We start from the raw sequence: 19,070 nt of genomic DNA, 5'->3' as shown, positions 1-19,070 counted from the left end.
CCGCCACGCGCACTTTTTCGCCACGGGCACGTATGTTCTCCGCCACGTGGGAATAACTCCTGGCCAATCCGGGCGAGCGCGTCAGGAGGGGCCCGTGAACCTCGCGTCCTACGCAGACCTGGCGGTCGATCTCGTGAACACGCGGCGCGACGAGCAGGACGACCTGCGCGACCTCGACGGGCTGCGGGCCCTGCTGTCGGACCGGCCGCACCTCGGCGGGCGGATCGCGCACCGCGAGCTCGACGCCATGCGCGCCCTGCGCGAGCAGCTCCGCGCGATCATCGTCGCGGCCGCCCGCGGCGACGCGGACGACGCCGTCGAGCGCCTCAACACCCTGCTCATCCACCATCCCGTCCACCCGCAGCTCGCGCGGCACGAGGGCCAGGGGTGGCAGCTGCACTTCAACGAGTCCGGCTCCATACCGGACCGTTATGCCGCGCGGACCGCCATGGGCCTCGCCGCGGAGATCGCCGCGCACGGCACCGGCCGGTTCGGGCTCTGCAAGGCCGAGGGCTGCGACCGGGTGTTCCTCGACACCACCGCGAACCGCTCGCGCCGCTACTGCTCCGAGCGCTGCACCGGGCGGGCCGGCGTGACCGCCGCGTGCAGCCCGGCCGAGCCGCGCGTGACCGTCCCGGCGCGCGAGAGGGGCCAGTAGCGGGCGACGACCCGGCCCACGACGAGCGCGTCCGGCACGGCGCCGAAGTCCCAGCTGTCGCGGCGGCCCGCCGCCGCCTGGTTGTCGCTCTCCAGCCACCACCCGCCGTCCTCCTCGCGGACGGCGCGTTTGACGATCAAGAGCTCCGGCCGCTCCGGGTGCCGCGCGACGACGACGTCCCCGGGCACGGGACGCGCCCCGGCGCGCACCAGCAGCCAGTCGCCCGGCCGCAGCCCCGGCAGCATCGACTCGCCGGCGACCTCGACGGCCCGCAGCCGCCGCCGTCCCGCGAGCACGAGCACGGGCACGAGCACGGGCACCGCCGCGCCGGCCAGCCCGCACAGCACCGGGCGCATCCGCATGGTCCTCCTCGTCCCGCCCGCATAGAACGCCGGTCAGGGGCATCAACACTCCCGGAAGGGTTCCGGGCCGCGCCGCGGTCCGGGTCTTAGGCCGAATTACCGAGCGCCCTGGCCGGACGTGGCCGGTGGCACAAGGGTAATGTCGGTGACCTGAGCATGATCCGCAACGAGGGAAGGGATGAGCAGGTGTTGCTCAAGCTTCTGCGCCCGAAGACGAAGGTCTCCGCGCACTGCGACCTGCCGTGTGGCGTCTACGACCCGGCGCAGGCCCGGATCGAGGCCGAGTCGGTCAAGGCGATCACTGAGAAGTACGCGGCCAACGAGGACCCCGAGTTCCGCGCACGGGCGATCCTGATCAAGGAGCAGCGCTCGGAGCTGGTCAAGCACCACCTGTGGGTGCTCTGGACCGACTACTTCAAGCCGCCGCACTTCGAGAAGTACCCGCAGCTCCACCAGCTGTTCAACGAGGCGACCAAGCTCGCCGGCGGTGGCGGCGGCACCAAGGCCACCATGGACACCAAGGTCGCCGACGACCTGCTCGCGAAGATCAGCGAGATCGACAAGATCTTCTGGGAGACCAAGCAGGGCTGACGCGCCCGGAGCTGGAGGCCCGGCCGGTCACCGGCCGGGCCTCCGCCATGTCCGGAGGCGGCTAGGAGCGCGCGGCCCTGGTGAGGGTGTCGCCGGTGAGGCGGTAGACCGTCCACTCGTCCTGGGGACGGGCGCCGAGGGCCTCGTAGAAGTCGATCGCCGGCCGGTTCCAGTTGAGGACGGCCCATTCCACGCGGCCGTAGCCGCGTTCGTCGGCGATGCGGGCCAGTTCGAGGAGGAGCGCCTTGCCGTACCCGTGGCCGCGGGCGTCCGGCTCGACGAACAGGTCCTCCAGGTAGATGCCGTGCGTGCCGTTCCAGGTGGAGAACGTGAGGAACCACAGCGCGAACCCCACGATCCTGCCGTCGTGCTCGGCGACGTGCGCGAAGACCTTGGGATCGTCGCGGAAGAGGCTGCCGCGCAGCTGCTCCTCCGTGGCCTTCACCTCGTGGAGGGCGCGCTCGTACTCGGCCAGGTCGCGGATCAGGCGCAGGATGTCGGGTACGTCGTCCGGAGTCGCGGATCGGATCACCCGAGCAGGCTATCCGCCCCTCCGGACCGTGATGCACGCCTCGCCCCGCCGGGGTTTCGGACGCGTTCGGCGACGTCGGCGCGGACATCGGTAAGAAAGCCACGCGCGGCGAAGTCTCCGAGTGGGCTCCGCAGGCGGTAGTTTCGGTACCAGCGGGACCATCCTGCGAGGGAGTGACGTGACCGAGGAAACCGCTGCAATGCCGACCAGTACGAAGTTGTCCGTCCGCGACGTGGTGACGGTGCGGCTGCCCGCCGCGAGCGCCTACCTGTCCGTCCTGCGGACGGCCACCGCGGGCCTCGCGGCCCGGCTCGACTTCACGCTGGACGAGATAGAAGACCTGCGCATCGCCGTCGACGAGGCGTGCGCGATGCTGCTCGCCCAGGCGGTCCCCGGGACCGACCTCGTCTGCGAATTCGAACTGACCGGGGAGGCCATGCGCATCTCCGTCGCCGTGCTCACCGTCGACGGCGCGGTGCCCAGCCGCGACACCTTCGCATGGACCGTCCTGTCGTCGCTGGCGGGTGAGGTCGACGCCCGGGTGGGCGCCGACGACCGGGTCACCGTGACGCTGCAGAAGCGGCGCGGCACGGCGGGGGCGCCGTGACGGAGAAGACCACGGAGCAGACGGCCACGGGGCAGCCGGCCGAGCCGGCCGCCGCCGAGGTGAGCGTCGAGCGCACCGACAGCGCGGTTCCCGACCGGGCGCGGGCACGCGCCCTGTTCGAGCGGCTCTCCCAGCTCCCCGAGGGCGACCCGGAGCGCCAGCGCATCCGCGACCAGCTCGTGGAGCTGCACCTGCCGCTGGTGGAGTACCTCGCCCGCCGCTTCCGCAACCGCGGCGAGTGGCTGGACGACCTCATCCAGGTCGCCACGATCGGCCTGATCAAGTCGATCGACCGGTTCGACCTGGAGCGCGGCGTCGAGTTCTCCACCTACGCGACCCCCACGATCGTCGGTGAGATCAAGCGGCACTTCCGCGACAAGGGCTGGGCCGTGCGCGTCCCGCGCCGGCTGCAGGAGCTCAAGCTGTCGCTGACCAAGGCGATCAGCGACCTCGCGCAGCGCGAGGGCCGGGCGCCGACCGTCAGCGAGCTGGCGGCGCACCTGCAGATGAGCGAGGAGGAGGTGCTGGAGGGCCTGGAGTCGGCGAACGCCTACTCCACCGTGTCCCTGGACGCCCCCGACTCCGGCGACGAGGACGCCCCGGCGGTGGCCGACTCGCTCGGCATGGTCGACGAGTCGCTGGAGGGCGTGGAGTACCGCGAGTCCCTCAAGCCGCTGCTGGAGAAGCTGCCCGCCCGCGAGAAGAAGATCCTGCTGCTGCGGTTCTTCGGGAACATGACCCAGTCGCAGATCGCCGCCGAGCTGGGGATCTCGCAGATGCACGTGTCGCGGCTGCTGGCCCGCACGCTCGCCCAGTTGCGGGAGGGCCTCACCGCCGACGAGTGACGCGGAGATACGGCGCCGGGCGCCCCGGGTGATCCCGGGCCTCGGCGCCGGCTCATTTCCTGGTGGGCTGCTCTTTCAGCCGGTCCATGAGGCGCCGCCCCAGCGAGCGCGGCTCTCCCGGCGACTCCCGCACCGCCGCGGGCTCCTTCGCAGCGGGGGCGGCCTCGTCGTCGCCCTCGCCCTCGTCCTCGTCGTCGCCCTCGCCCTCGTCCTCGTCGAAGAGCCAGGCGGTGCTGGGCGGGCTGAGGACCGTGATCAGCGTGAGGACGGCGGCCAGCCCCAGCGGCACGGCGAACACCAGCTGATCGCTCTGCCACAGCGACCACGCGACCGGGATCGCGAAGAACTGCGTCAGCACCGTGGGCGCGCGGCTCCACTGCTCGGCGCGGACGAGCCCCCGGGCGCAGGCGAGCATGCCGAGGCCGCCGGCGAGCGCGAGCACGGTCACGCCGATCGCGCTGGCCGGGTCGACCGCGGCGCCGGTGGCGGTCTCCACGCCGGTGACGACGCCGATTCCGAGGGCGGCCAGGCCCTCCGCGGCCTCCAGGGCGGCGGCTGCCTGCACGGTGATGGGACGACGCTTCGACACAACCCGAAACCCTACTCCCGCCCGGAAGCGGCCCGGTTCCCACCCGGTCGCGAGGCGAACGCCGGGCGAACGACTGCGGAACGGTCGATACGCTGACGCCGTGCGCGCCATGCTCATCGCCAACCCCAAGGCGACCTCCACCTCCCGGCGGGCCCGCGACATCCTGATGCGGGCCTTCTCCGGCGATCTCGACCTCGTCCTCGCCGAGACGGGCCACCGCGGCCACGCGACCGAGCTGGCCCGCCAGGCCGCCGTGAACGGCTACGACGTCGTGATCGCGCTCGGCGGCGACGGGACGGTGAACGAGGCCGTCAACGGGCTGCTCGCCGACGGGCCGTCCCCCGAGCTCCCGGCGCTGGCGGTGCTGCCGTCCGGCAGCGCGAACGTCTTCGCCAAGACCCTCGGCCTGCCCGCCGACCCGGTCGGCGCGACGAAGTCGGTGCTGGAGGCGCTGCGCGCGGGCCGGTACCGCACGGTCGGCCTCGGCACCGCCCGCCACCCGGGCGGCGCCGAACGCTACTTCACGTTCTGCGCGGGCATCGGGCTGGACGCCGAGGTCGTCCGGGAAGTGGAGCGCCGCCGCGCCGCGGGCGCCACCGCCTACACGTCCCTGTACGTGCGGACGGCGATCCGGCATTTCTTCGCCGGCACCGACCGGCGGCAGCCCGCGCTCACCCTTGAGCAGCCGGGCCGCCCGCCGAAACGGGGACTGTTCCTCGCCTTCATTTCCAACACGTCTCCGTGGACGTACATGAACCGCCTCCCGGTGAATCCGAGTCCCAAGGCGCACTTCTCGCGGGGACTCGACGTGTTCGGAATGCGCTCCCTGGAAATCGCCCCGACGCTCGGCGCGGTGGCGCAAATGCTCACGGCGCGTAGCCGTCCGCTGCAGGGCCGGCACGTGGTCAACCTGCACGACGCCTCGGAGGTCACGCTGCGCGCGGAGCGCCCCGTGGCCTTCCAGTTGGACGGCGACTACCTTGGCGAACAGCACAGCGTGACGTTCCGGTCCGTTCCGAAGGCACTGCGCGTCGTCATCTGAACGGCGCCCGCAAATGTGCGGTCTCATGGCGGCTCAGCTGAGAGCCAAGTAACACGGTCGTCTTCCGGATGTGACACATGCGACACCCATACTTTGAGAATCCTTTCTCAAAGGTCTTGCGCCTGCCCGCGCCCCCCTGACACGCTCAAAGTGCGTATCCGAGACAGGGGCCCCAACGTCGCCGGCCTCCCGCTCGCAGCGCCGCCGAACATTCATCCCCGGACCTGGCCCTCGCCACCTGGGCGTTCGCGACATGTGAAACCGTTCACAACCGTGGAATCACCTCCACGACCTGACGAAGGAGTGGACCGCATGGACTGGCGCCACCGCGCAGCCTGCCGTGACGTGGACCCCGAGCTGTTCTTCCCGATCGGCAACACCGGGCCCGCGATCCTGCAGATCGAAGAGGCCAAGCAGGTATGCCGACGCTGCGACGTCACCGACGCCTGCCTCCGCTGGGCCCTTGAGTCCGGCCAGGACTCCGGCGTCTGGGGCGGCATGGGCGAAGACGAACGCCGCGCCCTCAAGCGCCGGCGTGTCTCTAGCAGAGCCCTTGGCGTCAGGCGCTAGAGCGCCTTCCTTCGGCGGGCTCTGCGCGCGATCGCTGCATCGCTCCGACTCGCCCTGGGGGCTCGCTGCGCGATCAGGTTTCTTGCTTCGCTCGAAACCTGCCTTCGGACGCGATCGCAGGCGTTGAGGTTGTTGCGTGGTTGCGGCCGGTGGCTGATGTGGGTGCATACCTGTCCGCGAGCGCGCGCCGGGTCATTGTGCGGGTTACGCGCGGCGGTGGGTGTGGTCTAGGGGGATGTCCACCGTCACCTCTGTGCCGCCGCCCTCGCGGGGGGTGAAGTCGAGGCGGCCGCCGAGTTCGCCGACGATCAGGGTGCGGACGATCTGCAGGCCGAGGCTGTCGGTGCCCTCCACGTCGAAGTCGGCGGGCAGGCCGACGCCGTCATCGGTGATCTTGGTGACCAGGCGGCGTCCGGCGGGTTCCGCGGCGGGCGCCTCGCGGGACTCGTGGTCGCCGGCCTCCGGCCACTCGCCCCACACCTCCACCCCGCCCCGGTCGCGCTCCTCGCCCTCGCCGTAGCGGCTGGCGATGACCTCCAGCGTGCCGAAGCGGTTCACCAGGCCGTGCTCCAGGGCGTTCTGCAGGAGTTCGGTGAGCGCCATCGCCAGCGGGGTGGCGACCTCGGCGGGCAGGACGCCGAAGCTGCCCGTCCGCTTGGGCGCCACCCTGGTCTCGGGGGTGGACACCTCCGCCGCCATCGTGATCACCCGGTCGGCGATGTCGTCGAAGTCGATGAGTTCGTCGGGGGTGTGCGACAGCGTCTCGTGCACGATCGCTATGGATCCGACCCGGCGGACGGCCTCGTCCAGTGCGGCGCGTCCCTCCGGGATCTGCAGCCGGCGGGCCTGGAGGCGCAGGAGGGCCGCGACCGTCTGCAGGTTGTTCTTCACCCGGTGGTGGATCTCCCGGATGGTGGCGTCCTTGGTCAGCAGCTCCCGGTCGCGCCAGCGCAGCTCGGTCACGTCCCGGCAGAGGACGACCGCGCCGATCCGCGTCCCGCCGACGACCAGCGGGATCGTCCGCAGCTGCATGATCGAACCGCGGGACTCGACCTCCACCTCGCGGGGCGCCCGGCCCGACAGCACGACGCTCAGCGCCTCCTCCATCGGCTCGCCGGTGTCGCACAGGTCCGCGGTGATCTGGCCGAGCGACTCGCCGACCAGATCCGCCGGGTAGCCGAGCCGCCGGTAGGCCGACTGCGCGTTCGGGCTGGCGTAGGTGACCCGGCCCGAGCGGTCCAGCCGCATCAGCCCGTCGCCGACGCGCGGCGAGCGGACCATGTTCGGCTCCTCCCCCGGCACCGGGAACCGCCCCTCGGAGATCATCGTCGCGAGGTCGCTGGCGCTCTGCAGGTAGGTCAGCTCCAGCCGGCTCGGGGTGCGGGCCGAGCTGAGGTTGGTGCTGCGCTGGATCACGCCGAGGATCTTGGCGCCGCGCCGCACCGGGATCGACTCCTCCCGGACGGGGATGCCGCTGCCCCACTCGGGGTCGCCCTCCCGGACGATGCGCCGCTCCCGCCACGCCACGTCGATCAGGCCGCGGCGGCCCGTCCGGACGACCTTGCCGACGAGATCCTCCGGGTAGGCGGTCGGGCCGGTCGTCGGGCGCATCTGCGCGATCGCCACCCAGCCCGGCACGGCCGCGCCCGTGTCCGGCGCGCCGCCGCGCTGGCCGCGCCCGCCGCGGGACGCCGCCTCCGCGGGCAGCGCGGCCGACGACCGCAGCGGCACCCAGAGCAGCAGGTCGGCGAAGGACAGGTCGGCGAGGAGCTGCCAGTCCGACACCAGCGCGTGCAGCCACTCCCGGTCGGCCTCGGTGAGGTCACTGTGGTCGCGGACGAGATCGGTCAAGGTAGGCACGCCACCATCATCGCCGATCGTCCTTGGTGCGGGGCCGCTCCCCCGCTCCGCGCGGGGCCTGGCAGGATTCCCGCATGACCGCTGGACGAGACCCCCTGGCCCGGTTCCGGGACGCGGCCGAGCGGCGCGCCGAGGCCGGGCTGCGCCGGACGCTGCGGCCCCGCCCCGGCGGCCCGGACGGTCCCGCCGACCTCGCGTCCAACGACTACCTCGGGCTCGCCGACGACCCGCGGCTCATCGAGGGGGCCGTCGCCGCGGCCCGCGCGTGGGGCACGGGCTCCACCGGGTCGCGCCTCGTCACCGGCACCACCGAGCTGCACGCCGAGCTCGACCGGCGGCTCGCCGCGTTCACCGGCAGCGCCGCCGGGCTCGTGTTCTCCTCCGGCTTCCTCGCCAACCTCGGCGCCGTCACCGCCCTCGCCGGGCCGGGCACGCTGGTGGTGTCCGACCAGGTCAACCACGCCTCCATCGTGGACGCGTGCCGGCTGTCGCGGTCGCGCGTCGTGATCGTCCCGCACCGGGACGCCGCCGCCGTCGAGCGGGCGCTGGCCGGACGCGACGAGGACGACGCCGTCGTCGTCACCGACGCCGTGTTCTCCGTGGACGGCGACCTCGCCCCGCTGGCCGCCCTGCACCGCGCCGTCCGGGCGCACGGCGCGCTGCTCGTCATCGACGAGGCGCACGCGCTCGGCGTCGTCGGCGACGGCGGCCGGGGCGCCGCGCACGCCGCCGGCCTGGCGGGCGAACCGGACGTGGTCCTCACGCTCACGCTGTCGAAGTCGCTGGCGGCGCAGGGCGGCGCGGTCCTCGGCGCGCCCGAGGTCATCGACACCCTCGTCGACACCGGCCGGTCGTTCATCTTCGACACCGGGCTGAATCCGCCCGCCGCCGGCGCCGCGCTCGCCGCGCTCGACGTCCTCGAAGCCGACCCCGGCCTGCCGGCCCGCGCCCGCGACCGCGCCCGGCGCATCGCCGCGCTCGCGGCCGGTTCCGGCCTGGAGACCGCCGACCCCGCCGCGGCCGTCGTCCCGGTGTACCTCGGCGAGCCGCACGCCGCCGTCCGCGCGGCCGGGACCTGCGCCGAGCACGGGCTTCGCGTCGGCTGCTTCCGTCCGCCGTCGGTGCCCAAGGGCCGCGCCTGCCTGCGGCTCACCACACGCGCCACGCTGGGCGAGGCCGACCTCACACGCCTCGGGACGGCCCTGGCGGAGGTGGCGTCTTCTACCGCCCGTAGTCTTCACGCATAACATCGGGGAGAACCGGTGATGAACGTGAGGAGATGCCGTGACGGAGGTCAGGGGCGGGCCCCGGCACGGGGGCGGATTCGAGCACGGGTTCGACCGGGTCTCCCTCGGCGGCATCGGTAAGCGCCACCCGAACCAGGCCCCCCGAATACCGAAGTACTACAAGCTCAAAGAGCTGCTGGTGGAGCTGATCCAGTCGCTTCCGCCGGGCAGCCCGCTGCCTCCCGAACGGACCCTGGCGGAGAAGTACGAGACGTCCCGCACCACCGTCCGCCAGGCCCTCGCCGAGCTCGTCGTGGAGGGCCGCCTGCAGCGCATCCAGGGCAAGGGCACGTTCGTCGCCAAACCGAAGGTGTCGCAGGAACTCCAGCTCGTCAGCTACACCGAGGACATGCGGCACCACGGGCTGCACCCCGAGACCCGCATCCTGGAGGCCGGCTACGTCAGCGCCGACGAGCGCCTCGCGACGCTCCTGTGCATCCGCCCCGGCGGCCGGGTCCTGCGCGTCCACCGGCTCCGCCTCGCCGACGGCGAACCCATGTCGATCGACACCTCCCACCTCCCGGCCCGCCGCTTCCCGGGCCTGCGCCGCGAGCTCCCCCGACACCGCTCCCTGTACGAGACGCTCGCCACGGCCTACGACGTCCACCTGACCGAGGCCGAGGAGACCATCGAGACCGTCCTCGCCACCCCCCACGACGCGCAGCTCCTCGGCGTGGACGTCGGCCTCCCCATGCTCCTGCTCTCCCGCCACGCCTTCGACACCACCGGCCAGCCCGTCGAATGGGCCCAGTCCCTCTACCGAGGCGACCGCTACAAGTTCATCACCCGCCTCCGCCGCTGACCTCCCTCCGCCGGTCGCCGGGCGTCCGCCGAAATCTCGACCACAAGTTCGAATGATCTGGCTACGCTGGGTGCACCCCTTCTCTACGATGACCGGGAGCAGATCGTGAGGGAGGAGTCACGTAACGTGAAAGGCTTGTCGCAAGAAGAATTGTCGCAGTTGCCGGACACGCCCTACAACCTGTGGGTACGCGGCGAACTCGACGACTACGTCGACGCCCCCGAAGGATCCCGGATCGAGATCATCGGAGGAGAAGTCGTTGTGTCCCCGCCCCCCGAGTTCTCCCACAACGCCATCGCCGGGGAGATCAACTGCGCTGTCATCCGCGCCCGTGTACTTCGAGAGGGCTTCACCTGGAAGACCGACAGCGGGAGCGGACTGTCCCTCGTGGGGGTCGGGGAGGGTTTCGTTCCGGATCTGATGGTCCTGGATGAGGAGGTGTTCCTGGCCGCGTGGCGGTCTGGGATCAAGAGGCTGGTTCCCGACCAGGTAGAACTCGTCGTAGAGGTCACCTCTTACAGCAACGCAAAGAACGACCGGGAACCCGCCGGGCGGAGGTCGGCTCGCAACAAGTGGAACGGATATGCCGCCGCCGAAATCCCCTATTACCTGCTGGTCGACCGCTCCCCTAAGGTCGCCCGGTCCATCCTGTACTCCATCCCCGATCAGGCTCTGGGCGCCTACCTGCACCAGGAGTCCTGGGCGTTCGGCGAGACGATCCACCTCCCCGATCCATTCGACATTGAGATCGAAACCAGGGAGTGGAAGCCTTGGGACGAGTGAGAACGCGCTACTACGTGGTCCATCAGTTCTACTGCATTGACCTCCCGGACACGCCGTACAATCTCGCCCGGTCCCTCGAACTCTGGGACTACATCAATGCTGAGGAAGGGGCCAAGGTCGAGGTCTACAACAATGTGATCTCCATTGAAGGTGCACCTCGTCCCCCGATACCGGACTCGCCTCGCGCCAAGCCCCGCACGCTTCGGCAAGCCATGGAAGAAATGAGGGAACTGCAGAAGGCGTACTGCGAACAGTGGGAGAACGGCAACAGCGAAGTCACACTGGAGGCGGAGGAAAACGAATAGCCGTCCTCACAGGGTCTGGCTTAGGGCCTTGATGGGCATTCGTAGGTCGGTGAGGAGTTCCAGGTCCTTTTCGGCGGGGCGGCCGAGGGTGGTCAGGTAGTTGCCGACGATGATGGCGTTGATGCCGCCGAGCATTCCCTCGCGGGTGCCGAGGTCGCCGAGGGTGAGTTCGCGGCCGCCGGCGTAGCGGAGGATGGTGCGGGGCAGGGCGAGGCGGAACGCGGCGATCGTCTTCAGCGCCTCGGGGCCCTCGACCAGCGGGAGGTCGGCGAACGGGGTGCCGGGGCGGGGCGCCAGGAAGTTCAGCGGGACCTCGTCGGGTTCCAGTTCGGCGAGCTGGCCGGCGAACTCGGCGCGCTGCTCGATGGTCTCGCCCATGCCGACGATGCCGCCGCAGCACACCTCCATCCCGGCCTCCTTGACCATGCGGAGGGTCTCCCAACGCTCCTCCCACGAGTGGGTGGTGACGACGTTCGGGAAGTGGGAGCGGGCCGTCTCCAGGTTGTGGTTGTAGCGGTGGACGCCCATCGCGGCCAGCTCGTCCACCTGCTCCTGGGTGAGCATCCCGAGCGAGCACGCGATGTTGATCTCGACGGCGTCGTTGATGGCCTTGATGCCGTCGCGGACCTGTCCCATGAGGCGCTCGTCGGGGCCGCGGACGGCCGCGACGATGCAGAACTCGGTCGCGCCGGTCTTCGCGGTCTCCTTCGCCGCCTCGACCAGCTCGGGGATGTTCAGCCACACCGCGCGGACGGGCGACTCGAACTTGCCGGACTGGGAGCAGAAGTGGCAGTCCTCGGGGCAGCCGCCGGTCTTCAGCGACACGATCCCCTCGACCTCGACCTCCGGCCCGCACCAGCGCATCCGGACGTCGTGGGCGAGGGCGAGCAGCTCCGCCAGCCGGTCGTCGGGGAGGGTCAGGCAGTCGAGGACCTGGCCGGCGTCGAGGCCCCTGCCCTCGTCCAGCACCTGGCGGCGGGCTACGTCGAGGATGTCCGTCACGTACTACTCCTTGTCGAGGCCGAAGGTGTCGCGGAAGGCGGCGGCGTCGAAGCCGCCGCCGAACGAGGGGGCCAGGCCGCGGTGCGCGGCCAGGAGGAACTCCGCCGGGTCCAGCGCGCCGGCGCCGGCGGGCAGCGCGCCCGCCAGCGGCCGGGCCGCGATGGTCTCCAGGTCGCGGATGTTGCTGCGCATCGGGAGGTCCGGGTCGGCCGGCCACGCGCCGATGACGACGCCGGCGAGCTGGACGCCGCGGTGCGCCATCGCCTCCAGCGTCAGGGCGGTGTGGTTGAGGGTGCCGAGGTCGGGGCGGGTCACGACGACGGCGGCGGCGCCCAGCCAGCGGGCGAGGTCCGCGATCGTGTTGCCCTCGTCGTCGTAGCGGACGAGCAGGCCCCCCGCGCCCTCGATCAGCACCAGCCGGCGGTCGTCGGACAGCTCCCGGACGCGCTCGGCCACCTCCGGCAGCCGTACGGGCGGGACGCCGGCGCGGCGGGCCGCGGCGGCGGGCGACAGCGGGTCGGGGAAGCGGGCGAACTCGTGGACGTCGTCGAGGCCCGCGAGGCGCCGGACCTCGTCGAGGTCGCCGGGCTCGCCGTCCCGGACGCCGGTCTGCCCGGGTTTGACCGCGGCGACGGACGTGCCGCGCGTGGCGGCGACCGCGGCGAGCGCCGCGGTGACGACGGTCTTGCCCACGCCCGTACACGTTCCGGTGACCACGAGGACACTCACAAGGCGGCACACTAGCGCGGCGCCGCGGCGCGGCACGCAACCGGATCCCACAGTCTTCGGCGCCTGTTCTTTGTAGCGCCGGCGCCGGGAACCCCGTGCGGCGGCGGCCCGTCCAAGTCCCATGGCCGGTCCGTACACCCGGCGGGTCCTCTCGCTCGCCTGCGCGGCCGTGGTGTCCTGCACGGCCCTGACCGCGTGCGGCAACTCGGAGACGTCCGGGCCCCCGCCGCCCTCTCCGTCGCCGACCGCGTCCCGGTCCGCGCCGACAGACCCCTCCGGTGAGCGCCTCGCCCTGCGGTGGCGCAAGACGGGCGGCATCGCGGGCATCGGCGGCCCGGGAAGCGTGCCGGAGTTCTCGCTGTACTCCTCGGGACGCGCGATCTTCGCCGCCGAGCAGCCGGGCGGCACGCCCCCGGACAAGGAGCTGACGGAGTACCGCCTGAAGCCGCAGGCTCTGCGGCGTCTCCTGGACGGGGCCCGCGCGGCCGGTTTCGACCGCTCCCACACGGTCGGCTCCGACCAGATCGCGGACGCCGTCGTCACCGTCGTCACGATGGGCGACGCGACGACCAGGATCATCGAGCCGGGATGGCCGGGCAGCGGTGAGGGGATGTTCCTCAAGCGCCTCGACCCGGAGGGCTGGCCCGCGGACGACCAGGCCGCCCCGCCGCGGCCGTACACGCCGGAGCGGACGGCGGTCCTCGCGGGCGAGCTCACCCAGGGCGGGACCGCCCGGCCGTGGCCGCTCGGCCCCCTCGGCGACGGCGTCCGCGCGGCGGGCGGCATCTGCACGCTGGCCCCCTCCGCGAAGCTCCCCGAGACCCGCCCGGCGACCAAGTGGAGCAGCGAGGGCGAGACGTACTCGGTACGGCTGCGCCCACTCCTCCCAGCCGAACGCTCCTGCGAGGACCTCGCCTAGCGCGATGACCACCAGGCCCACCGACCACCAGGCCCACCGACTTCGTTGACTTGCGGCGTGTTGTTGTTATGGGAGGCCGGATAACAACAACACGCCGCAAGTCAACGAGGGGGTAGTTCGGCGGCTACCTCGTGGGCCGTGGCGGCCAGGTCGGGGGGGAGCTGGTCCAGGCGGGCGTCCAGGTCGTCGGCGAAGTGGTGGCGTTCCACGTCCGGGGCCGGGCGGGCCTCGGGCATCCACGCCGAGTGGATCAGGAACGGCATCGTCGTGCCGTTGGGCGGGGCCAGGACGGCGATGGGGCCGCGTCCCACGTCGGAGGCGTCGAACAGCTCGATCCGGAAGCGGTCGTCGTTGTGGACGGCCACGACCAGGTATCCCTCGTGCCCGCCGGGATTCGTGCCCGCGTAGCGGCTGCCGCCCTGGCCGCGCGGGACGAAGGACGGTGACGTCGGGTAGTCGTCCAGGGCGAACGTCCATTCGGACAGGGCCTTGAGGTCTCCGCGGTCGTGGGTGACGAGGACGGCCGGGGTCTCCTCCGCCGGGAACAGCGAGGGGTCGATGCGGCCCTCGTAGTTGCGCATGGCCCGCTGGTTGACGGCCTCGGGGTGGAAGCCGAGGTAGATGAGGTGGTGCCGGGTCGGGTCGGTCTGGCCCTCGATGCTCCAGTCGATGGCGGACAGCTCGGCCTGCCACCACCGCTCCGGGTCACTGGCACGCGCGCGTTCGCGCACCTGGCCCGTCTCCGGGTCGAACTGCAGGACGGTCGTGAGCGCGGGCGTCATGCCGTGGCAGTACATGCCGCGCAGGGCGGGGTCGACCGGGCGCCCGTAGACGTCGATGTCGTCCTCGCGGAGGTACATCCCGATGTCCACGCCTTCGCTGTGCTCCATCACGACCTGGACGCCGTCGGAGTCGTCGTAGCGGGCGTAGAAGTGGTTGACCTCGGGGGCGATGCGGAACTGCTTGCAGGGAACGCTTTTACGCTCCGGGGTGAGGTCGTCCTTGCGGATGAGCAGCACGGGACCGTCGGGGTTGTTCGGGACGGTCCGCTCCCCGCCGAAGACCTCCGCGGGGTCGATCTTGTAGGCGGTGTCGGCGAGCACGAGCCAGTCGCGGGTCTGGGTGATGGTGTGCGTGGCCTGCGGCAGCACCGCGTCCTCGACGTCCCAGCGCCGGACGTGCGCGCCCGTCCCGTCGTAGGCGATGACGGAGACGGCACCGGTCAGCACGTCCCGGCTGATGCTCCACAGGCAGCCGCGCTCCGGGTCGACGACGGGGTGGGCGGTGGTGGACACGAGCGGCAGGACGGCCTGGTCCATGGCGGGTTTCCAGTCGTCGCGGTGCCCGACCTCGGCGATGAACCGCAGGGTCACCGGGTCGACCTCGACCGGGCGGCCGGCGTCCCAGGTCGCGAAGAGCCGGTCGCCCCACGGCAGCGGCGCGGTGTTGGCGGCGTTGACGAAGCCCCACGGGGAGCCGGTGCCGACCGGCCCGGCGGTGAACAGGTCGGGGCGCTTGCGGCGCAGCCGGACCGAGGGGGTGTCGAGGACGCGGGCGCGCCAGGCGAACCGGCCGGCGGGCGCGCCGTCGGTGCCGGGCCGCAGCGCCAGCCGGGCCATGATCCCGTCGCCGAAGAACGCGTGCAGCGGGCGGGTGCGCTGGTCGGAGGTGCTGACGACGAAGTGCCCGCGGACGTCGTCCGGCCACTGTCCGGCGACGACGGCCAGGTCCAGGTCGGTGACGTCCTGCCTGGTGAGGATCGAGCGCGGGACCGGCATCGGGCACCTCCGGGGGTCGGTTCCCGCCAATCAACAGCGTCCGCTTGTACGTCGTCAAGCCCCTAACTACTACTGGGCGAGCAAGCGTGCGCTTGTTACGGTGCGTGCATGACGGCTCGGCACGGTGGCGACACGGCGATCGCGGAGATCCGCAGGCACGGCGTCGAAACGATGTTCACGCTGTCCGGCGGACACGTGTTCCCGCTCTATGACGGCGCGATCGGCGCGACCGGCGGCCGGACCGGCACCGTCCCCGGGACGGACGCGTGCCCCCGCATCCTCGACGTCCGGCACGAGCAGACCGCCGTGTTCGCGGCGGAGGCCACGGCGCGGCTCACCCGCCGGACGGGCCTGGCGGTGCTGACGGCCGGTCCGGGCGTCACCAACGGCATCAGCGGCGTCACGACCGCGCATTTCAACGGGTCGCCGGTCGTCGTGCTCGGCGGGCGCGCCCCGCTCGGCCGGTGGGGCGCGGGCGCGCTCCAGGAGCTCGACCAGCCGCCGCTGCTGGCACCCGTCACCAAGCTGGCGATGACCGCCGGCGGGCCGGACACGCTGGCCGCCGACATCGCCCGCGCCTTCGCCACCGCCGCCGCCCCGCACCGCGGCCCGGTGTTCCTCGACGTCCACATGGACCACCTGTTCGGCCCCGCCGGGCCGGCCCGCACCGGGGCGCTCCCCGACCCGCCGGAGCGGCCCGCCGACCCGGAGCGGCTCGCCCGCGTCGCCGGGCTGCTGAAGGCGGCGCGGCGGCCCGTCCTCGTGCTCGGCTCGGACGTGTGGATGGACGGCGCCGAGGAGGCCGCCCGCGCGTTCGCCGAGGAGCTGCGGCTGCCCGTGGTCGCCAACGGGCAGGGGCGCGGCATCCTGCCCGCCGGGCACGAGCTGCTCGTCACCCGCGCCAGGGGCGCCGCGTTCGGGCAGGCCGACCTCGTCATCGTCGCGGGCACGCCGCTCGACTTCCGGCTGGGCTACGGCGCGTTCGGCGACGGGACCGCGAAGGTCGTCCACCTCGCGGACGCGCCCTCGCAGCTCGTGCCGCACCTGCGCCCGGCGGGCTCCGCGGCCGGGGACCTGTCCCTGCTGTTCACCGACCTCACCGCCGCCTGCGTGAAGGCGGGGGTGGCGCCGGGGACGTACGGGGACTGGCGGGAGACCCTGCGCGACGCCACCTACGCGGCCATCGCCGGGGACATCGACCTGCTCGCGTCCGGCGCCGACCCGATCCATCCGCTGCGGATCTACGGGGAGCTGTCGAAGGTCCTCGACGACGACGCCGTGCTGATCGGGGACGGCGGCGACTTCGTCTCCTACGCGGGCAAGTACGTCGAGCCGCGGCGGCCCGGCCGGTGGCTCGACCCCGGCCCGTACGGGTGCCTCGGCACGGGGCTCGGCTACGCGATCGCCGCGCGCCTCGCCCATCCCGCCGCGCAGGTGGTCCTGCTGCTCGGCGACGGCGCCGCAGGGCTGTCGCTGATGGACGCCGATACCCTGGTGCGGCACGGCCTGCCGGTCGTGATGGTCGTGGGCAACAACGGCTCCTGGGGTCTGGAGAAGCACCCGATGCGCATGCTGTACGGCTACGACGTGGCCGCCGAGCTGGGGCCGCACCGCCGCTACGACGAGGTCGTCAAGGCGCTCGGCGGCGCCGGGGAGCTCGTCACCCGCCCGGACGAGATCGGGCCGGCACTGCGCCGCGCGTTCGACTCGGGCGTCCCGTACCTGGTGAACGTCGCGACCGACCCTGGCATCTCCTACCCCCGCAAGACGACCGGTGTCTGAGCCGGTCGTCGTCCGCCTGGCCCGCCCCGACGAGTACGGGCAGGTCGGCGACCTGACCGTGGAGGTCTACGTGGACGGCGGCCTGGTGTCGCCCACGTCCTCGTACGTCGTGACGCTCCGGGACGCCGCCGACCGCGCCGCCAAGTCCGATCTGCTCGTGGCCGAGATCGCGGGCGAGCTCGTCGGCGCGGTCGCCTACTGCGGCCCCGGCAGCCCGTACGCGGAGGTCGCGGGGCCGGACGAGGCCGAGTTCCGCATGCTCGCCGTCCGGGAGAAGGCGCGCGGCGAGGGCGCGGGCACCGCGATGGTGCGGGCGTGCATCGACCGTGCCCGCGCGTCCGGGCTGGCGGGGCTGGTCCTGTCGACGCAGGCGAACATGGTCGCGGCGCAGCGCATGTACGAGCGGCTGGGCTTCGTCCGCACCCCCGGACGCGACTGGATCCCCGTGCCCGGCATGAAGCCGCTGCTGACCTACGCTCTCGCGTTCTAGGGACCGGGTTCCAGCGGGCCGTGCCGGGAGCAGCGCGCCGTCCAGCCCAGCGGGGTGACCTGGACGACCAGGCGGCGGCGGCACTGCGGGCAGTAGCGCGGCGGCTCCATCCGGCGGGCCTCGCGGCACGCGGCGTGGTCGCCGCCGGCGGCCGGCTCGCCGCATCTGTCGCAGTGGACGCCGTTCACCGGCGGGCGCCCCGCATCCGGTCGACGAGCCCGGTGTCGTAGGCGCCGCCCGCGAACTCAGGATGGTCGAGCAGTTCCCGCAGGAAGGGCAGGTTGGTCGGCAGCCCGTCGATGCGGAACGCGTCCAGGGCGGCCCTGGCCCGCTCCAGCGCGTGGGCGCGGTCGTCCCCGTGGACGCACAGCTTGGCGAGCAGCATCGCGTAGTGGGGCGTGACCGTGTCGCCCTCGACGTAGCCGGCGTCGATGCGGATGCCGTCGCCGACGGGCTCCTCCCACACCTTGATCTCGCCGGGCACGGGGAGGAGGCTCTGCGGGTCCTCGGCGTAGACGCGGAACTCGACGGCGTGGCCGCGCGGCTCGGGGACGGGCGCCGGGACGGGGTCGCCCGCGGCGAGGCGGAACTGCCATTCGACCAGGTCGATGCCGGTGACCATCTCGGTGACGGCGTGCTCCACCTGGAGGCGGGTGCTCAGTTCCAGGAAGAAGAACTCCTGCGTCGCCGGGTCCAGAAGGAACTCGACGGTGCCCACGCCGCGGTAGCCGACCGCCTCGCCGGCGCGGACGGCCGCGGCCAGCATCCGCTCGCGCAGCGCCGGGTCGACGCCGGGCGAGGGGGCCTCCTCCACGACCTTCTGGTAGCGGCGCTGGACGGAGCAGTCCCGGTCGCCGAGCGTCACGACGGTGCCGTCGCCGAAGCCGACGATCTGCACCTCGACGTGCCGGGCACCGTCCACGAGGCGTTCGAGGAGGACGTCGTCCTGCCCGAACAGGCGGGCCCCGGCGGTGCGGGCCGTCTCGAACGCCGCGCGCAGCTCCGCCGCGTCGCGGGCGGCGCCCATGCCGGCGCCGCCGGCGCCCGCGGCGGGCTTGACCATCACCGGGTAGCCGATGCGCTCGGCCTCCTCGACGGCCGTGCCGGCGTCCGGGACGGGCTCCCACACGCCGGGCGCGACCGGCACGCCCGCCTCCTTCATCAGGTTCCGCGCGTTGATCTTGTCGCTCATCCGGGCGATGACGAGCGGCGGCGGCCCGACCCAGACGCGGCCGTGCTCGCCGACGGCGCGGGCGAACGCGGCGCTCTCGGCGAGGAACCCGTAGCCCGGGTGGACGGCCTGCGCGTTCGTCCGGCGCGCGGCCTCCAGGACCGCGGGGACGTTGAGGTAGCTGCGGGCGGGGTCGGCGGGACCGATCAGGACGGCCTCGTCCGCCTCCGCCACGAACGGCAGGCCGGCGTCGGCGTCGGAGTACACCGCGATCGCCTTGACGCCCATCGCGCGCGCCGTGTGGATGATCCGGCCGGCGATCTCGCCGCGGTTCGCGACGAGCACGGACTCGAACACCTGCGCACCC

22 protein-coding genes are annotated in these 19,070 nt (G+C 72.6%); 13 read left to right on the top strand and 9 right to left on the bottom strand.

The window, feature by feature from the left end; all coding sequences use genetic code 11:
- Positions 1-94 precede the first annotated feature (94 nt).
- On the top strand, positions 95-658 hold the full coding sequence (locus tag E1200_RS03435; protein ID WP_131950294.1) for a CGNR zinc finger domain-containing protein: 564 nt from the start codon (positions 95-97) through the stop codon (positions 656-658).
- On the opposite strand, the gene sodX is transcribed toward E1200_RS03435, so the two are convergent.
- Positions 559-1,020 carry a nickel-type superoxide dismutase maturation protease gene (gene sodX, locus E1200_RS03430; protein ID WP_243708317.1) on the bottom strand — a complete coding sequence of 154 codons (462 nt, stop codon included), beginning with the start codon at positions 1,018-1,020 and terminating at the stop codon, positions 559-561. The two genes, E1200_RS03435 and sodX, sit on opposite strands and share 100 nt — an antisense overlap.
- A 186-nt stretch (positions 1,021-1,206) precedes the next feature.
- On the opposite strand from sodX, the gene sodN reads away from it, so the two are divergent.
- Positions 1,207-1,611, top strand: a complete 405-nt coding sequence (sodN, locus tag E1200_RS03425) for a superoxide dismutase, Ni (RefSeq protein ID WP_207933133.1) — start codon at positions 1,207-1,209, stop codon at positions 1,609-1,611.
- 61 nt (positions 1,612-1,672) lie between these two features.
- On the opposite strand, the gene E1200_RS03420 is transcribed toward sodN, so the two are convergent.
- Positions 1,673-2,143, bottom strand: coding sequence for a GNAT family N-acetyltransferase (locus E1200_RS03420; protein WP_131950292.1), 471 nt, complete (start codon positions 2,141-2,143; stop codon positions 1,673-1,675).
- A gap of 178 nt (positions 2,144-2,321) precedes the next feature.
- Here E1200_RS03420 and E1200_RS03415 point away from each other — a divergent pair, with 178 nt between their 5' ends.
- Both E1200_RS03415 and E1200_RS03410 read left to right on the top strand, forming a co-directional pair.
- Positions 2,322-2,750, top strand: a complete 429-nt coding sequence (locus E1200_RS03415) for an anti-sigma factor (RefSeq protein ID WP_131950291.1) — start codon at positions 2,322-2,324, stop codon at positions 2,748-2,750.
- A 59-nt stretch (positions 2,751-2,809) separates the two neighbouring features.
- Positions 2,810-3,595, top strand: coding sequence for an RNA polymerase sigma factor SigF (locus E1200_RS03410; protein ID WP_131950311.1), 786 nt, complete (start codon positions 2,810-2,812; stop codon positions 3,593-3,595).
- A 52-nt stretch (positions 3,596-3,647) separates the two neighbouring features.
- Here E1200_RS03410 and E1200_RS03400 read toward each other — a convergent pair whose 3' ends face one another.
- Positions 3,648-4,184 carry a hypothetical protein gene (locus E1200_RS03400; protein WP_207933131.1) on the bottom strand — a complete coding sequence of 179 codons (537 nt, stop codon included), beginning with the start codon at positions 4,182-4,184 and terminating at the stop codon, positions 3,648-3,650.
- Positions 4,185-4,293: 109 nt separating this feature from the next.
- Between E1200_RS03400 and E1200_RS03395 the strand changes: the two genes are divergently transcribed.
- Positions 4,294-5,226, top strand: a complete 933-nt coding sequence (locus E1200_RS03395) for a diacylglycerol kinase family protein (RefSeq protein WP_347813198.1) — start codon at positions 4,294-4,296, stop codon at positions 5,224-5,226.
- A gap of 312 nt (positions 5,227-5,538) precedes the next feature.
- The gene (locus E1200_RS03390; RefSeq protein WP_131950289.1) at positions 5,539-5,796 is read left to right on the top strand and encodes a WhiB family transcriptional regulator; all 258 of its coding nucleotides are present in this window, start codon (positions 5,539-5,541) and stop codon (positions 5,794-5,796) included.
- Positions 5,797-6,000: 204 nt separating this feature from the next.
- Here E1200_RS03390 and E1200_RS03385 read toward each other — a convergent pair whose 3' ends face one another.
- Positions 6,001-7,656, bottom strand: a complete 1,656-nt coding sequence (locus tag E1200_RS03385) for a PAS domain-containing sensor histidine kinase (RefSeq protein WP_131950288.1) — start codon at positions 7,654-7,656, stop codon at positions 6,001-6,003.
- Between the two features lie 74 nt (positions 7,657-7,730).
- On the opposite strand from E1200_RS03385, the gene E1200_RS03380 reads away from it, so the two are divergent.
- The 4 genes from E1200_RS03380 to E1200_RS03365 all read left to right on the top strand — a co-directional run bounded on the left by E1200_RS03380 (position 7,731) and on the right by E1200_RS03365 (position 10,832).
- Positions 7,731-8,903, top strand: a complete 1,173-nt coding sequence (locus E1200_RS03380) for an 8-amino-7-oxononanoate synthase (protein WP_131950287.1) — start codon at positions 7,731-7,733, stop codon at positions 8,901-8,903.
- 37 nt (positions 8,904-8,940) lie between these two features.
- Complete coding sequence (locus tag E1200_RS03375; RefSeq protein WP_243708316.1) at positions 8,941-9,744, top strand: GntR family transcriptional regulator; 804 nt, start codon at positions 8,941-8,943, stop codon at positions 9,742-9,744.
- A gap of 105 nt (positions 9,745-9,849) precedes the next feature.
- Positions 9,850-10,527, top strand: a complete 678-nt coding sequence (locus E1200_RS03370; protein ID WP_165950182.1) for a Uma2 family endonuclease — start codon at positions 9,850-9,852, stop codon at positions 10,525-10,527.
- Positions 10,524-10,832, top strand: coding sequence for a hypothetical protein (locus tag E1200_RS03365; RefSeq protein ID WP_131950285.1), 309 nt, complete (start codon positions 10,524-10,526; stop codon positions 10,830-10,832). Before E1200_RS03370 ends, E1200_RS03365 begins: the two co-directional genes overlap by 4 nt.
- 6 nt (positions 10,833-10,838) lie before the next feature.
- On the opposite strand, the gene bioB is transcribed toward E1200_RS03365, so the two are convergent.
- Both bioB and bioD read right to left on the bottom strand, forming a co-directional pair.
- Complete coding sequence (gene bioB, locus E1200_RS03360) at positions 10,839-11,834, bottom strand: biotin synthase BioB (protein ID WP_131950284.1); 996 nt, start codon at positions 11,832-11,834, stop codon at positions 10,839-10,841.
- A 3-nt stretch (positions 11,835-11,837) separates the two neighbouring features.
- Positions 11,838-12,563, bottom strand: a complete 726-nt coding sequence (gene bioD, locus E1200_RS03355) for a dethiobiotin synthase (RefSeq protein ID WP_165950181.1) — start codon at positions 12,561-12,563, stop codon at positions 11,838-11,840.
- A 121-nt stretch (positions 12,564-12,684) separates the two neighbouring features.
- Between bioD and E1200_RS03350 the strand changes: the two genes are divergently transcribed.
- Positions 12,685-13,482 (top strand): hypothetical protein, encoded by a 798-nt coding sequence (locus tag E1200_RS03350; protein ID WP_131950282.1) that lies wholly within the window; start codon positions 12,685-12,687, stop codon positions 13,480-13,482.
- A gap of 101 nt (positions 13,483-13,583) precedes the next feature.
- On the opposite strand, the gene E1200_RS03345 is transcribed toward E1200_RS03350, so the two are convergent.
- Entirely contained in the window at positions 13,584-15,260 is a 1,677-nt protein-coding gene (locus E1200_RS03345; RefSeq protein WP_131950281.1) for a carotenoid oxygenase family protein, read from the bottom strand.
- Positions 15,261-15,368: 108 nt separating this feature from the next.
- On the opposite strand from E1200_RS03345, the gene E1200_RS03340 reads away from it, so the two are divergent.
- The gene (locus E1200_RS03340) at positions 15,369-17,042 is read left to right on the top strand and encodes an acetolactate synthase (RefSeq protein ID WP_131950280.1); all 1,674 of its coding nucleotides are present in this window, start codon (positions 15,369-15,371) and stop codon (positions 17,040-17,042) included.
- A complete protein-coding gene (locus E1200_RS03335) occupies positions 17,035-17,532 on the top strand; it encodes a GNAT family N-acetyltransferase (protein ID WP_131950279.1) in 498 nt (165 codons plus the stop codon). Before E1200_RS03340 ends, E1200_RS03335 begins: the two co-directional genes overlap by 8 nt.
- On the opposite strand, the gene E1200_RS03330 is transcribed toward E1200_RS03335, so the two are convergent.
- Positions 17,529-17,720: a hypothetical protein gene (locus tag E1200_RS03330; RefSeq protein ID WP_131950278.1), complete on the bottom strand. Its 192-nt coding sequence runs from the start codon at positions 17,718-17,720 to the stop codon at positions 17,529-17,531. The two genes, E1200_RS03335 and E1200_RS03330, sit on opposite strands and share 4 nt — an antisense overlap.
- Complete coding sequence (locus E1200_RS03325; RefSeq protein ID WP_131950277.1) at positions 17,717-19,060, bottom strand: biotin carboxylase N-terminal domain-containing protein; 1,344 nt, start codon at positions 19,058-19,060, stop codon at positions 17,717-17,719. Before E1200_RS03325 ends, E1200_RS03330 begins: the two co-directional genes overlap by 4 nt.
- Positions 19,061-19,070: the final 10 nt, after the last annotated feature.

Origin of the sequence: Actinomadura sp. GC306 (assembly GCF_004348665.1) — a bacterium.
Lineage (GTDB): Bacteria > Actinomycetota > Actinomycetes > Streptosporangiales > Streptosporangiaceae > Spirillospora.
The sequence above is the reverse complement of the archived record's forward strand: the minus strand, read 5'-3'. Positions and strand labels throughout refer to the sequence as shown.